The following is a 13133-nucleotide window of genomic DNA, read 5'->3' as shown; positions in this document are numbered from 1 at the left end:
CGCCGCGCCGCGCCGCGGACCGCGGAGCGGCACGCCACCGCCCCGCGCCACCGACCCCCGACGGAGCCCGCCGCGCCCGAAAACCGGTACCGTCGCGGCCGGCCGGCGCCCAGACTCCTGTGCATGACAGACATGGACGCCTTCCGGTCCGAGGTCGCCTCGTGGGCGGCCGGCGGACCCGGCGACACCGCGCGCGAGCTCGCCGCGCTCCTGCCCGTCCGGACCGTCGTGCTCCTCGAAGGGCGCAGCGACGTGGCGGCGGTCGAGGCGCTGGCGGCCCGCCGCGGCCGCGACCTGGCCGCCGAGGGCGTCTGCGTCCTGTCCATGAACGGCGCCACCAACGCCGCCCGCCACGCCCGGCTCCTCGGCCCGCCGGGCCTCGGCCTCCGCCTCACCGGTCTCTGCGACGTGGCCGAGCGCGCCCACTACGCCCGTGGACTGGAGGCCGCCGGAGCCGATCCCGACGCGTTCTTCGTCTGCGACGCCGACCTGGAGGACGAGCTGATCCGCGCCCTCGGGGTGGACCGGGTCGGGGAACTGGTCGTGTCGGAGGGCGAGGGGCGCCCGCTGCGGACCTTCCTGAACCAGCCCGCCCAGCGCGACCGGAGCCCCGTGGTGCGGATGCGCCGCTTCCTCGGCACCACGTCGGGACGGAAGATCCGCTACGGGCGGGTCCTCGTCGAGGGCCTCGACCTCGCCCGCGTACCGGCTCCGCTGGACGACCTGCTGGCCTCCCTCGCGCCGGGGCCGGCCGCGGGCCGGTGCGCGGGGTGACAACCGCTCACCGGTCTTCGTGCGGACCACCGGGGCGCCGCCCCGTCAGTCCGGGGACGTGAGGGCGTCGAGCGCCCGGTCGAGGGCGGCGAGCAGGGCGGGCGCTTCCGCGGGGGTGTAGAGCATCCGCAGGGCGAGGCCGTCGGAGACGGCGATGACGGCGTCGGCGGTGGCCTCGGGGAGCGGGCTGCCGAGGGAGGCGAGCCGGCCGGCGAGCGCGTCCCGGAGCTCCCGGTCGATCCGCCGCCGGACCTCGGCCAGCCGGGGGTGGTGGGCCGCGTGCACCGCGAAGGCCAGCTGGGCGGCGGTCTCGGCGCGCCGTTCCTCGTCCAGCGGGAGGGTGGTGAGGATCAGTTCGCGCAGCGCCCGCCGCGGCGGCAGGGCCGGGTCGATCGTCCCCATCCGGTACTCGATCCGCTCGCCCGCGAGCTCGGAGGCGAAGAGGAGCAGGTCCTCCTTGGAGCGGAAGTACTTCTGGACCGCTCCCGGCGACCGCCCGCTCGCCGCCGCCACCGTACGGACGCTCACCTGGTCGAGGCCCTCCTCGCCGGCCAGGCGCAGCAGGGCGGCGCCGATCTGGCGGCGCTGTTCCGACCGGTCGACGGTTCTCGGCATCGTCACGCTCCATGGTTTAGGATACGGTTGTATCCTAACGAATGGGGGAGTCATGGAACAGCAGCCCGAACGCTCCGGCGACCCGATGCGGAAACGGGACACCGCGCCCGAGGTGCGGGTCTCGGACCGGGAGCGTGACGCCGCCGTCGACATCCTCGCCGCCGCACTCACCGAAGGGCGTCTCCTCCCGCAGGAACACGCCGACAGGGTCGGGGCCGCGCTCCGCGCCCGCACCGCCGGCGAGCTCGCCGCCCTCACCGCGGACCTGCCCGCCCCCAGGCCCGACAAGGAGGAGCGCAAGCGCAAGGAGCTCGCCGAGTGGTACGCCGAATGGCGCTACTGGCTGGGCGGCGCCCTGGTCCTGTCGGTGATCTGGGGCGTGAGCTGCCTCAGCGACGGCGAACTGCAGTTCTACTGGCCGGTGACCCCGCTCGGCATCTGGGCGGCCGTCCTCCTGGCCGCGGCGTTCCGCCCCGGGAGCGGCAAGGATGACGACACCGCCTGACACGCCCCGGGAGGACGCGTCGAGACACCGTCTTCGGGGTAAACAGAGACCGAACGCCTCCTCTCCCGAACGGACTTGTGTGCGTTGAGCATGCCACTCGGATCCCGTGTGCCAGGCAGGACCTGGACGATTCGCCTCACCGGCCACCACGACCACTCGGCGCGGGTCAGCTGCACCACGACAGGCTGCCGCATGCCCGACCGCTCCAAGGACGTGCGCGCGCTGCGCGCCTTCGCCGCCGAGCACGCGCGGGCCCACGCCCGCCTGGCGACCCCCCGCCCCCACGCCTCGTGCGCCTGCGGGGGAGCGGGTTGCCGCCACCACCAGACCCGGGCCAGCTGCTTCGGCCGGACCCTTCTCGTCCTCATCCACAACCCCGCCGTGGGCGAGGTGTGGACGCTCGCCGAGATCTGCGAGGCGTGCGCCCCGCTGATCACCCACGCCCGGATCGTGGCGCGCTCGACGGGCCCCGCCGAGCCCCGCGGAGCCGAGCGGGTGCCCGAGCCGCGCACCCCCGCCCCGGCCGCCCCCGCAGCCTCGGGACCCGGCGTCCCGGTGCTGTTCTCCTCCCCGGAGGCCGCCGGCGGTGCCGCCGACCCCGCGGGCCGCCGCCAGGGCTCCCGCCCCCGCAGGGGCGGGAGGGGGAACCGTACGGGCGGCGGACGGTACTGACCTCGGGCGGGGCGCCACCACCCCGCCCGGTCACACGCCGCCCACCCCGCCGGGCTGCCCCTGCCGGGGGACGAAGGCGGGGCGGAGGGTCGGGTCCACCGGGTCGTAGTAGCGGTGGAAGACCGGCGTGGCCGCGCCCGACAGGGGCGGGACGATCCAGCTCCAGTCGGCCGGCGTCGGCCGGCCGTGCCGCCGCTCCCGCGCGATGTGCTTCAGGAACCGCTCGGACTCGGTGTGGTGGTCCGCCATCGTCACCCCGTCCTCCTGGAAGGAGTGCAGGACCGCCACGTTCAGCTCCACCAGGGCCCGGTCCCGCCACAGCGTCCGCTCCGACGAGCGGTCCAGGCCCAGCTTCTCCGCGACCAGCGGCAGCAGGTCGTACCGATCCGCGTCGGCGAGGTTCCGGGCGCCTATCTCGGTGCCCATGTACCAGCCGTTGAACGGCGCCGCCGGGTACCGCACCCCGCCGATCTCCAGCACCATGTCGCTGATCGCCGGCACCGCGTACCAGCGCAGCCCCAGCCCGGCGAACCAGGCGTGCTCGGGATGGCGCAGCGGCACCTCCCGCACGGCGCCGTCGGGCAGCTCGTACCACTCCGGCCGGCTGTCCTGCCGCTCCCGCACCATCAGCGGCAGCACCTGGAACGGCTCCTCCTCCCGCTTCCAGCCCAGCTCCCGGGCGAGCGCCGTGACCGCCGCCGCGCGCGGGTCGCCGACCCAGCGGCCGGAGGGGGCGCGGTGGCCCGCGTACCGGACCAGCTGGTCGTTGACGATCCGGGGCGCCGGCCGGCCGGGCCGGTCCGGGGCGAAGACGGTGAGGACCGGCCGGATCCGCCCGCCGTTGCCCGCCGCCCGCAGGTGTTCGGCGCAGGCGGCGGCGATCCCGTCGGCGGTCGACACCCCGCGCAGGTCGCGCACGACGAGGCTGCTCCAGTAGAGCCGGCCGATGCAGCGGGCCGCGTTGCGCCAGGCGACCCGGGCGCCGAAGGCCAGCTCCTCGGGCGTGTGCTCGTAGGTGCCGGTACGGGCGATCTCGGCCCGCACCCGGCGGACCCGGGCGTCCGCGTCCCCGGCGCCCGGGGTCTCCTCGTGGAACTGGCGGAGGAACTCCTCCGCCCGCCGCCGGTCCACCCGGTCCGGCTCGCGCGGACCGGCCGGCGGCGGCACGGGGCCGGAATCCGCGGCGGCGGCCGAGTAGGGGCATGCGGCGCCGGCGGGAGCGGACGCGCGGCGACGGATCAGACTGAAGACCAAGGTGTTTCCTCCCTGGTTCATGACTACCCTACGGAATCGTCCGACTGTGGAGAGTGTTCGAACTTCGCGAGGAAGGACGGTCCGTCCTGGTATGGTGCCCGGCCGGTCCGCCTCAGGCGCCGGTCAGCACGTCCGCGCGCACCCGCTCCAGCACGAGCCCGCCGTCGAGCCGCACCCGGGCCGTGACCACCGGCCGCCGGCCGCGGTACGCCTCCCAGGCCGGCTCCAGCTCGCGCACCTGCTCCTCCAGGCGCTCCCGGCTGGCCGGCGGCATCTGGGCGCCGAACGACTCCAGGAGCGAGACGAGGCGTTCGTACTCCGCCGCCTCCGCGTCCGGCCGGGACTCCTCCGGCTCGTCGACCCGCTCGACGACCCCCTCCGCGCCCGCCCCGAGCAGCAGCGCCCCGGCCACCGCCGCCGGCTCCTCGGCCGGGTCGCCGGCCGCCGTGACCGTGCCGGCCACCCTGAGATCGACCGCGAGGCGCACCCGCAGGCCCTGTGTGAGCGTCATCCGGCCTTGATAGCACGGCCCGGATCCGGCCCGGGGCGCGGACCTGGTCCGTCAGGCCGCGACGGGCGTGGCACGGGGCGGTGCGGGGACGCCCACGGCCGGAGCCACGGGACCGTCCCTGACCACCAGGAGGGCCGTGGTGTCGTCCTCCAGACCGTGCGCGCCGAACCGGGCCAGGTCCTCCCTGAGCAGCTCCGGGATCCGGTCCCCGGGCTCGTCCGCCCAGGCCCGCAGGCGTCCTTCCAGCGGGTAGAAGGCACCGCCCGCGTCCCGGGTCTCGGAGACGCCGTCGGTGAACATCAGCAGCCGGTCGCCGGGGCCGAACGGCACCTCCTCCACGGTGAACGGGGCGTCCACCGGCACCGGCAGATGCACCGGGACGGACGGCGCGGAGAGCTCGACCGTCTCCACGGTCCCGCCCCGCTGCACCACCGGGGCCGGGTGGCCGCAGCTGAGCAGCCGGATCACCGGCCGGTCGTCGGGGATCTCCGCGAGCAGCACGGTCGAGAAGCGGTCGGCCGCGTCCGACTCCGGGGCCCGCTCCGCGTACCGGGCCATGCTGGCCTCCAGGCGCTGGGCGATCGCGGGCAGGTCCGGGGCCGTGTAGGCGGCCTCGCGGAAGGAGCCGAGGAGCAGCGACGCGGCCTCGACCGCCGGAAGGCCCTTGCCCTGGACGTCGCCGAGCATGATCCGCACGCCGTCGCGGACCTTGAGCGCCTTGTAGAAGTCGCCCCCGACGTGCGCGCCGGCGGCGGACGCCTCGTACAGCAGCCGCAGGTCGACGGAGCCCAGGCGGGGCGGCAGCGGGCGCAGGACGGCCGACTGGGCGGCCTCCGCCACCGCGCTGATCTGCCGCAGTTCCGCCTCCCGGCGCTGCCGGGCGTGGCTGGAGACGGCCGCGGCGAGGACCACGGAGGCGAGCACGACCTGATTGGCCAGGGCGGGGACGAGCGGTTCGCCGCGCACGACGGACAGGGCGCCGGTCACGGCCATGGCGAGTCCGCCGATCGCGACGGTGCCCCGGGCGCTCCAGGTCGCCGCGGCGAGCGCCGGAGCGGCGATGAGGAAGCGGCCGAACCGTTCCTCCGGCGAGGTCAGGACGTCCGCGAGGGTCGCGAGGACGATCACGAGGAACGGCAGTGCCCGTCCGACGGCGTAGCGCAGCTCCGCGCGGCACGCGACACCCGGCGCGGGTGACCGCCGCACGGTTCTGGTCGGTGACGCGGACATGGCCCTCCTTCGCCGGACTCCCGCCCGGCGGCGGGTCTCGACGGCCTACCTGGCCAGAGTGCCCCTCGGCGCGGGCCGAGGGCAGGGCCGTTCGTCACCCGGGGCAGGGTCCTCCGACCCTGGCCGGGCGATCAGGAGGGCAGGTTCTGCTCGGCCCAGACGACCTTGCCGCCGGAGGTGCGGCAGGAACCCCAGCGGCGGCAGAGCATGTTGACCAGCTGGAGCCCGCGGCCGCCCTCGTCGCTCAGGTCGGCGTGCTGGATCTGCGGCAGGTCGGGTCCGGTGTCCGAGACCTCCACGACCAGCCGCTCCCCGCGCAGCAGCCGCAGCTCGCCCGGCCCGTTGCCGTACCGCAGGGCGTTGCCGACCAGCTCCGACACGACCAGCTCGCACACGTCAGCGAGCTCGTCCAGGCCCCACTCGGCGAGCTGGCGGGTGACCAGCCGCCGGGCCTCCGACGCGGCCCTGCCGTCACCCGACAGCGGCCACACCCTCAGCCCCGTCTCCGCGCCGAGCGGCACGGCTCGCGCGGTCAGCAGCACCGCCTCGTCGAAGCGGCCGGAGCCCGCCGGGGCCACCGCGATGAGCCCGCCGGCCTCCAGCGCCGCCGGGGGCAGCCCGAGCGCCGCCGACCGCAGCCTGCCGAGCTGTTCCTCCAGGTCGGCGCCGCGCGCCTTCACCAGACCGTCGGTGTACAGCACGAGCGCCCCGCCCTCCGGCACGGTCACCGTCACCGGGTCGTACGGGATCACCCCGGCGCCCAGCGGGGCCCCGGCCGGCAGCGGGACGAAGTCCGCTCCGCCGCGCCCGTCGAGCAGCAGCGGCGGCAGCAGCCCGGCGCCGGCCAGGGTGCAGCGGGAGTCCGCCGGGTCGTAGACCGCGCAGAGGAAGGTCGCGACCTGGTCGTCCTCCAGGTCGCGGGTGGCGAGGTCGAGCCGGGCGAGGACCCGCTCGGGCGCCATGTCGAGGGTCATCAGGGTGCGGGCGACGGCCCGGAGCCGGCCCATGGTGGCGGCGGCCGGCAGCCCCTGGCCCATGACGTCGCCGGCCATCAGGGCCGTACGCCCGCCGGGCAGGGACATGACGTCGTACCAGTCGCCGCCCACCGGGTGCCTCGCCGCCGAGGGGGTGTACTCGGCGTGCACCCGCAGTCCGGGGGTGACCGGGGTGGCGCGGGGCAGCAGGCTGCGCTGGAGGGAGACGACGCGCTCGCGCTCGCGGCCGTACAGCCGGGCGTTGTCGATGAAGACGGCGGCGCGGGAGGCCAGCTGTTCGGCGAGGGCCAGATCGGTGGGGGAGAAGGGCGGGCTGCCGGCGCCGCGGACGAAGTCGGCACTGCCGAGCAGCAGTCCGCGGGCGATCAGCGGCACCGCGAGATAGCTGTGCACGCCGAGCGCGCGCATCTTCGCCGCGCCGCTCGCGGTGGGCGAGACGCGGGCGAAGTCCTCCTCGCGCATCCGGGCCACGAGGACCGGCTTGCCCTGGCGCAGACAGTTCTGGTGGAGCAGCGTCTCGTGGTGCTTCTGGTCGCGGACGAAGGTCTCGCCGACCGGCGTCGCCTCCAGGGTGGACATGGTGTCGACGGCGGAGAGCGCGACCGCCCGCATGGGCGGGACGCCGCGCCCTGTCCAGCGGGAGCCCTCCTCCCCGCGCAGCACGCTCTCCATGAGGTCGACGGCGGCGCCGTCGGCGAAGTCGGGCACGGTGAACTCGGCCAGCTCCCGGGCCGTGCGCTCCAGGTCCAGGGTGGTGCCGATCCGGGTGCTCGCGGCGTTGAGCCAGGCGAGCCGTCCCTCGGTGCCGGGGCCGTCGAGCGGAATCCCGCCGCTGTCGCGCCGGCGGCGGGCGCGGAGCGCCGCGGACCGGTACACGGTCGAGGTCCGCACGGCCGAGACCCTGCCGGTCAGACGCCGTCCGCCGCTGCCGCCGCTCACTCTTCCGGCCTCCAGACGCGATCTCGACCCGGTGTGAGGGACAGTCTGCACCGGAAGCCCGTCCGGCGCACCATCCGAACAGCAGCGGAATCGGAGCCGAACGGTAGCTGTGTCACATCCGCCGAACGGGTGAAACCTGTTCGGGGTGTGTTTCGTCCTCCCTCCCGGGAGCGCGCCGGAAGGCGCGGGGTCGCATCGGGAACGAGAGGATCGGAGGGCGCATGCGCCGGATGGGCAAGTACACCGCGCACGTGGCCGTGTTGGCGTCGGCGGTCGGCATCAGCCTCGCCGCCTGGGGGGCGACGGCACTGGTGGGCGGGGACGAGCAGGCCGCCGCGTCGGCGACCGGGGGAGCGCCCCGGCCGGGGGTGCCGGCGCAGCGGGCCGAGGAGCCGGTCCGGCCCGCGAAGCCGACGGTGCGGGTGCCGGTGGGGATCGCGCACGCGGCGGAGGCGGGCGGACGGGCCGTCAACATCACCATCGACGACGGCCCGGACCCGCGCTGGACGCCGCAGATGCTGGACGTCCTGAAGCAGCACGACGTCAAGGCCGTGTTCTGCATGATCGGCCCGCAGGCGAAGCGCCACCCGGAGCTGGTGAAGCGGGTGGTGGCCGAGGGGCACCGGCTGTGCGACCACACGATGACCCACGACACGGCGATGGACCGCAAGTCCGTGGCGTACCAGGAGCGGCAGATCCTCGACGCGCGGAAGATGATCGAGGAGGCCGCGGGCGGGGTGGAGGTGCAGTACTACCGCGCCCCGGGCGGCGCCTTCACCCCGGACAGCAGGAAGATAGCCGCGATCGCCGGGATGCGGCCGCTCGGCTGGAACGTGGACACCAAGGACTTCGAGCGGCCCGGCGCCGCCGCGATCGTGGCGACCGTCAAGAACGAGTTGCCGAACGGTCCGACCATCCTCTTCCACGACGGCGGAGGCGACCGCTCGCAGAGCGTGGCGGCACTGCGGGAGGTGCTGCCGTGGCTGAAGGAGCAGGGGCGCACCTTCAGCTTCCCGGTCCGCACCGCCCCGGACACCCCCTGAGGCCCGGGGCCGCACGGTCCGTCAGCGCCTGACGGTGTCGTCGGTCTTGAGGTCCCCGACGGTCTCGTCGAAGGCGGCCACCTGGTCGGGGCAGTAGACCTGGAGCACGATCCGTTCGGCTTCGACGGCCTTGGAGTCGGCGATGACCGGGCGGCTGCCCGGGCCGGTGGCGCCGTTCGACAGCTGCTGGAGCCGGTACAGCGCCTTCTTCAGGGCGTTGCCGGGGTCCTCGCAGACCTGTCCGCCGTCGGTGCCGAGCAGGCGTACGGCGGTCTCCTGGTCGGGGGCGGGGTAACCCGCCTTCACCAGTTCCTCGCTGAGCTGCCCGGCCTTGTTCGTGGCCTCCGTGGTCCGCTTGAAGCTGCTGTACCGGACGAGGCCGGTGATCAGCAGTCCGACCAGGATCACGATGGCGCCCCAGTAGATCCACTTGTGCTCGGAGGCGAAGCGGGTCGGGCTCATGAGGCGTTCCCCTCGGTCGGGGCGGCGGCCTCGGCCGTGCGCCAGCCGGGCTTGCGCAGCTTCAGGAAGGCCCACGGGATGAGCAGTCCGAGGACGAGCAGGCCGCCGCCGACGATGGCGATGTACGACCAGAGGCTGCCGCTGCCGAACTGCGAGGGCGGGACGAAGCCGATGAGCATGGCCGCGAGCGAGGCGAGCAGGCCGACCGAGCAGATGAGGCCGAGGGCGGGCGCCCGGTAGCCGCGCGGGTGGTCCGGCTTGAGCTTCCGCAGACGCATCGCGGCGACGAACATCAGCAGGTAGACGATGAGGTAGACCTGCGTGGTGATGGTCGAGAAGATCCAGTACACGCTGGAGACGTTCGGGATCAGCGCGTAGCCGAGGGCGATGACCGAGGTCACGACGCCCTGGGTGACGAGGATGTTCTGCTGGATGCCGAACCTGTTGAGCTTCTGGAGGAAGGGCGGCAGGTAGCCCTCGCTCCGGGAGATCTCCAGGAGGCCCTTGGACGGGCCGGCGAGCCAGGTCAGCATGCCGCCGAGCGAGGCGGAGATCAGCATGACGGCGGCGATGGGGGTCATCCAGCCGACGTCGAAGTACGAGAAGAAGGCGTCGAAGGCCTGCATCACGCCCGCGGTGAGGCTGAGCTGGTCGGCCGGGACGACCCAGCTGATGGCCAGCGCCGGGAGGATGAAGATCAGCAGGACCAGGCCCATCGCCAGGAACATCGACTTGGGGTACTCCTTCGCCGGGTCCTTCAGCGAGGAGACGTGCACGGCGTTCATCTCCATGCCCGAGTACGACAGGAAGTTGTTCACGATCAGCACCAGGCTCGCCAGGCCGGTCCACTGGGGGAGCAGGTGGCTGCCGTCCATCGGCGCCGCCGAGGGGTTGCCCTGGCCGAGGAAGACCATGCCCAGCACGACCAGGATGGTGCCGGGCACCAGGGTGCCGATGATCAGGCCCCAGCTGGACAGTCCGGCGAGGGCCTTGGTGCCCCGCGAGGAGACCCAGACGCCGGTCCAGTACAGGACCATGATGACGATCGCCGTGTAGACGCCGTTCGAGGCGAGCGAGGGATCGATCACAAAGGCGATGGTCGAGGCCACGAAGGCCAGCAGGCTCGGGTAGTAGAAGATCGTCATGGCGAACTGGCACCAGACGGCGAGGAAGCCGAGCGGCTTCGAGAGCCCCTCGGACACCCAGCGGTAGACGCCGCCGGACCAGCCCGAGGCCAGTTCGGCGGAGACCAGGGCCGTCGGCAGCAGGAAGACGACGGCGGGCACCAGATACAGGAACACGCAGGCGAGGCCGTAGATCGCCATCGTCGGCGCGGCGCGCAGGCTGGCGACCGACGCGGTGGTCATGAGGGCCAGCGTCACCCAGGTGATCGTGGGCGGTGGGACCGGCCGTACGGCGGCGCGGGGTTTCGGCAGATCGGCCGCGGCGTCCATCGAGGCCATGGGCCCTCCCAGGGGGATGTCGACGTGATCCGCACCAGACTCGGCGACGACGGGGGCGTCCGCAGCGCCGGTGGTCCGTCCGGGTGGCGGGGCGGAGGCGGGGCGGGGGCGGGGGCTGCGGACCGTCCGGGGCGAGTGCTCCTCTCGTGCCCAGCGAGGCCGCGCCGGCGCCGTACCCGTGGTGGCTGAAAATCATCGGCATCGTGCTCTACGCACCGGGCTCCGCGCGGTTGACGCCACCCATCTGGTACGAGATCGGCCACCGCCGGCCTCGCGGTGCCGTCCGACCGGGTCCCACGGTCGGCCGCCCGCGTGCTGTCGCTGCCCGCATCGGTGCGGGTGTCGGTCGTCACCCCCGGCCTGTCCGCCGGCGATCCCGCGCACGGCGGGCCCGAGCTCCTGACGCTGCCCGCGCTGTTCCTCCTCGCCCCCGGCGACCACCTGAGCGCCGCCGCCGCCGAACTCGGCGCGGGGCTCGTGACGACCGGCGCGACCTTCGTGGCGGCGGTGGTGCCCGCGGTGGCGGCGACGCCGCTGTCCCGGGGGTCGCGGCGACCGCCCCGGCCGACCCTGATCCTGCCCGGCTTCTTCGCGCTGACGGTCGGTTCGCTCGGCACGAGGGGGTTGACCGCCCTCGCCGGCGGGCACGTCGTGGACGGACTCACCGGCCTTCCGGAGCTCGTCCCGGTCGTCGCCGCCCTCGCGGTCGGACCCGGCCTCGGCGCCGCGCTCGTACCGGATCGAAGCGGAAGGGGGGAACCCCCTGGCCAGCCAAATTGAGCTTAGGCTAACCTAAGCGCCGTGCAAGCAGGTGAAGAGACCCCCACGGTCCCCCGCCCGCGCGGTCACGAGCTGTCGGCCACCGCCGTCACCGTCGCCTACGACGGAGTCGACGTCGTCCATGACGCCTCCCTGACCCTGCGGCCCGGCCAGGTGACCGTCCTCGTGGGACCGAACGGCAGCGGCAAGTCGACGCTGCTGCGTACGGTCGCGCGCCTCCAGCGGCCCCGCCGCGCCGAACTCGTCCTCGACGGCGACACCGACGGGCTCGCCCTGAGCCCCCGTGAGTTCGCCCGCAAGGTGGCCCTCCTGACCCAGGGACGGCCCACCCCGGGCGGGCTCACCGTCCGCGACCTCGTCGAGTTCGGCCGCTACCCGTACCGCGGCCGCTGGGGGAAGTCCGACCCGGACGGCCCCGCCGCGGTGGACCGGGCCCTCGCCCTCACCGGCGTGGACGAACTCGCCGACCGGGGAGCCGAACACCTCTCCGGCGGGCAGCTCCAGCGGGTCTGGCTCGCCGGCTGCCTCGCCCAGGAGACCGGCGTCCTCCTCCTCGACGAGCCCACCACCTACCTCGACCTGCGCTACCAGGTCGAACTCCTCGACCTCATGCGCGACCTGGCGGACCACCACGGCATCGCCGTCGGCGCCGTCCTCCACGACCTCGACCAGGCCGCCGCCGTCGCCGACCGGATCGTCCTGCTCCACGCCGGACGCGTCGTCGCCGACGGCCTCCCCGAGGAGGTCCTCACCGGACCCCGCCTCACGGAGACTTACGGCATCCGCATCGAGGTCGACACCGACCCCCTCACCGGCCGGCTGCGCACCCGCGCCATCGGCCGGCACCACACGCGGACCCCCGCGCGATCCGAAAGGCTCAGCCCCACCCCATGAGAAAGCACCTTCTCACCGCAGCGGCCCTCACCACGGCGGCCCTCGCCCTGACCACTCTCACGGCGTGTGGCACCACCGAGCCCGCCGCCGACGCCAAGGCCGACAAGAAGGCCGAGCCGATCACCCTCACCGACGACACCGGCACCGAGGTCAAGCTCGACGGCCCGGCCACGAAGGTCATCGGCACCGAGTGGAACGTCGTCGAGCAGCTCATCTCGCTCGGCGTCGACCCCGTCGGCGTCTCCGACGTCAAGGGCTACAAGACCTGGAACACCGCCGTCCCGCTCAAGAACGAGCCCAAGGACGTCGGCACCCGCGGCGAGCCCAGCATGGACACCATCGCGGCCCTCAAGCCCGACCTCATCCTCGCCACCTCCGACCTGCCGCCGGCCGCCGTCAAGCAGCTGCGCGCCGTCGCCCCGGTCCTGGAGGTCAAGGCCGCCGACGCCGCGAACCCCATCGGCCAGATGACGAAGAACCTCGACCTCATCGCCAAGGCCACCGGCACCACGGCCAAGGCCGACGAGCTCAAGAAGAGCTTCGAGACCAAGCTGACCGAGGGCAAGAAGGCCCTCGCCGACGCCGGCCTCGCGGGCGCCGAGTACGCCTTCGCCGACGGCTACCTCGTCTCCAACCAGGTCTCCATCCGCCCCTTCACCAGCGGTTCGCTGATTGGCGGCGTCAACGAGAAGCTCGGCCTGAAGAACGCCTGGACCGTCAAGGGCGACCCGGCCTACGGCCTCGGCGCCACCGACGTCGAGGGCCTCACCAAGCTCGGTGACGGCGTCCACTTCGCCTACATCGGCAACGACGGCGACCCGAGCGCCACCCCCTTCTCCGGCGTCCTCGCCAAGGACAAGGTGTGGACCTCCCTGTCCTTCGTCAAGAAGGGCAACGTCCACCGCCTCCCCGACGGCATCTGGATGTTCGGCGGCACCGAGTCGATGAACCAGTACGTCGACTCCGTCGTCACCGCGCTCACCAAGAAGTAGGACA

General features: G+C 74.0%; 14 protein-coding genes. 7 read left to right on the top strand and 7 right to left on the bottom strand.

From position 1 onward, the window contains the following. Nucleotides 1-123: 123 nt before the first annotated feature. Nucleotides 124-774: a TOPRIM nucleotidyl transferase/hydrolase domain-containing protein gene (locus tag ACFYT9_RS07160; protein ID WP_376603852.1), complete on the top strand. Its 651-nt coding sequence runs from the start codon at nt 124-126 to the stop codon at nt 772-774. Between the two features lie 45 nt (nt 775-819). Here the strand turns inward: ACFYT9_RS07160 and ACFYT9_RS07155 are convergent, their stop codons facing one another. Then, on the bottom strand, nt 820-1389 hold the full coding sequence (locus ACFYT9_RS07155; protein WP_387277733.1) for a TetR/AcrR family transcriptional regulator: 570 nt from the start codon (nt 1387-1389) through the stop codon (nt 820-822). A 52-nt stretch (nt 1390-1441) separates the two neighbouring features. On the opposite strand from ACFYT9_RS07155, the gene ACFYT9_RS07150 reads away from it, so the two are divergent. Together ACFYT9_RS07150 and ACFYT9_RS07145 are read left to right on the top strand one after the other, a co-directional pair. After that, nucleotides 1442-1894 (top strand): DUF1707 domain-containing protein, encoded by a 453-nt coding sequence (locus ACFYT9_RS07150; RefSeq protein ID WP_389161467.1) that lies wholly within the window; start codon nt 1442-1444, stop codon nt 1892-1894. Nucleotides 1895-2002: 108 nt separating this feature from the next. Then, nucleotides 2003-2566 (top strand): hypothetical protein, encoded by a 564-nt coding sequence (locus ACFYT9_RS07145; RefSeq protein WP_387277712.1) that lies wholly within the window; start codon nt 2003-2005, stop codon nt 2564-2566. Between the two features lie 30 nt (nt 2567-2596). Here ACFYT9_RS07145 and ACFYT9_RS07140 read toward each other — a convergent pair whose 3' ends face one another. From ACFYT9_RS07140 to ACFYT9_RS07125, 4 genes are all read right to left on the bottom strand, one after another. After that, entirely contained in the window at nt 2597-3841 is a 1245-nt protein-coding gene (locus tag ACFYT9_RS07140; protein ID WP_389161465.1) for a nitric oxide synthase oxygenase, read from the bottom strand. 91 nt (nt 3842-3932) lie between these two features. Continuing rightward, nucleotides 3933-4331 carry a hypothetical protein gene (locus ACFYT9_RS07135; RefSeq protein ID WP_389161463.1) on the bottom strand — a complete coding sequence of 133 codons (399 nt, stop codon included), beginning with the start codon at nt 4329-4331 and terminating at the stop codon, nt 3933-3935. Nucleotides 4332-4382: 51 nt separating this feature from the next. Then, nucleotides 4383-5561, bottom strand: coding sequence for a PP2C family protein-serine/threonine phosphatase (locus tag ACFYT9_RS07130; protein ID WP_389161461.1), 1179 nt, complete (start codon nt 5559-5561; stop codon nt 4383-4385). Nucleotides 5562-5692: 131 nt separating this feature from the next. Next, the gene (locus ACFYT9_RS07125) at nt 5693-7495 is read right to left on the bottom strand and encodes a SpoIIE family protein phosphatase (RefSeq protein WP_376600070.1); all 1803 of its coding nucleotides are present in this window, start codon (nt 7493-7495) and stop codon (nt 5693-5695) included. A gap of 230 nt (nt 7496-7725) precedes the next feature. Here ACFYT9_RS07125 and ACFYT9_RS07120 point away from each other — a divergent pair, with 230 nt between their 5' ends. Beyond that, complete coding sequence (locus ACFYT9_RS07120; RefSeq protein ID WP_389161670.1) at nt 7726-8538, top strand: polysaccharide deacetylase family protein; 813 nt, start codon at nt 7726-7728, stop codon at nt 8536-8538. A gap of 21 nt (nt 8539-8559) precedes the next feature. On the opposite strand, the gene ACFYT9_RS07115 is transcribed toward ACFYT9_RS07120, so the two are convergent. Both ACFYT9_RS07115 and ACFYT9_RS07110 read right to left on the bottom strand, forming a co-directional pair. Continuing rightward, nucleotides 8560-9000 (bottom strand): hypothetical protein, encoded by a 441-nt coding sequence (locus tag ACFYT9_RS07115; protein WP_389161460.1) that lies wholly within the window; start codon nt 8998-9000, stop codon nt 8560-8562. Then, nucleotides 8997-10463: an APC family permease gene (locus ACFYT9_RS07110; RefSeq protein ID WP_389161458.1), complete on the bottom strand. Its 1467-nt coding sequence runs from the start codon at nt 10461-10463 to the stop codon at nt 8997-8999. Before ACFYT9_RS07110 ends, ACFYT9_RS07115 begins: the two co-directional genes overlap by 4 nt. Before the next feature lie 312 nt (nt 10464-10775). Here ACFYT9_RS07110 and ACFYT9_RS07105 point away from each other — a divergent pair, with 312 nt between their 5' ends. Genes ACFYT9_RS07105 through ACFYT9_RS07095 form a run of 3 tightly spaced genes read left to right on the top strand, consistent with a single transcriptional unit; the run spans nt 10776 to nt 13129 of the window. Further along, nucleotides 10776-11243, top strand: a complete 468-nt coding sequence (locus ACFYT9_RS07105) for a hypothetical protein (protein WP_389161456.1) — start codon at nt 10776-10778, stop codon at nt 11241-11243. Nucleotides 11244-11264: 21 nt separating this feature from the next. Beyond that, the gene (locus ACFYT9_RS07100; RefSeq protein ID WP_387277700.1) at nt 11265-12137 is read left to right on the top strand and encodes an ABC transporter ATP-binding protein; all 873 of its coding nucleotides are present in this window, start codon (nt 11265-11267) and stop codon (nt 12135-12137) included. Further along, nucleotides 12134-13129 carry an iron-siderophore ABC transporter substrate-binding protein gene (locus ACFYT9_RS07095; protein WP_376600063.1) on the top strand — a complete coding sequence of 332 codons (996 nt, stop codon included), beginning with the start codon at nt 12134-12136 and terminating at the stop codon, nt 13127-13129. Before ACFYT9_RS07100 ends, ACFYT9_RS07095 begins: the two co-directional genes overlap by 4 nt. Nucleotides 13130-13133 lie beyond the last annotated feature (4 nt).

Source organism: Streptomyces sp. NPDC004435 (assembly GCF_042873895.1).
Lineage (GTDB): Bacteria > Actinomycetota > Actinomycetes > Streptomycetales > Streptomycetaceae > Streptomyces.
Note: the sequence above shows the minus strand (reverse complement) of the source record. Positions and strands in the feature narration are given on the sequence as shown.

Coding starts and splice junctions, on each gene's coding strand:
- ACFYT9_RS07160 (WP_376603852.1), top strand. CDS start 124: ATGACAGACATGGACGCCTTCCGGTCCGAGGTCGCCTCGTGGGCGGCC.
- ACFYT9_RS07155 (WP_387277733.1), bottom strand. CDS start 1,389: ATGCCGAGAACCGTCGACCGGTCGGAACAGCGCCGCCAGATCGGCGCC.
- ACFYT9_RS07150 (WP_389161467.1), top strand. CDS start 1,442: ATGGAACAGCAGCCCGAACGCTCCGGCGACCCGATGCGGAAACGGGAC.
- ACFYT9_RS07140 (WP_389161465.1), bottom strand. CDS start 3,841: ATGAACCAGGGAGGAAACACCTTGGTCTTCAGTCTGATCCGTCGCCGC.
- ACFYT9_RS07135 (WP_389161463.1), bottom strand. CDS start 4,331: ATGACGCTCACACAGGGCCTGCGGGTGCGCCTCGCGGTCGATCTCAGG.
- ACFYT9_RS07130 (WP_389161461.1), bottom strand. CDS start 5,561: ATGTCCGCGTCACCGACCAGAACCGTGCGGCGGTCACCCGCGCCGGGT.
- ACFYT9_RS07120 (WP_389161670.1), top strand. CDS start 7,726: ATGGGCAAGTACACCGCGCACGTGGCCGTGTTGGCGTCGGCGGTCGGC.
- ACFYT9_RS07115 (WP_389161460.1), bottom strand. CDS start 9,000: ATGAGCCCGACCCGCTTCGCCTCCGAGCACAAGTGGATCTACTGGGGC.
- ACFYT9_RS07110 (WP_389161458.1), bottom strand. CDS start 10,463: ATGGCCTCGATGGACGCCGCGGCCGATCTGCCGAAACCCCGCGCCGCC.
- ACFYT9_RS07095 (WP_376600063.1), top strand. CDS start 12,134: ATGAGAAAGCACCTTCTCACCGCAGCGGCCCTCACCACGGCGGCCCTC.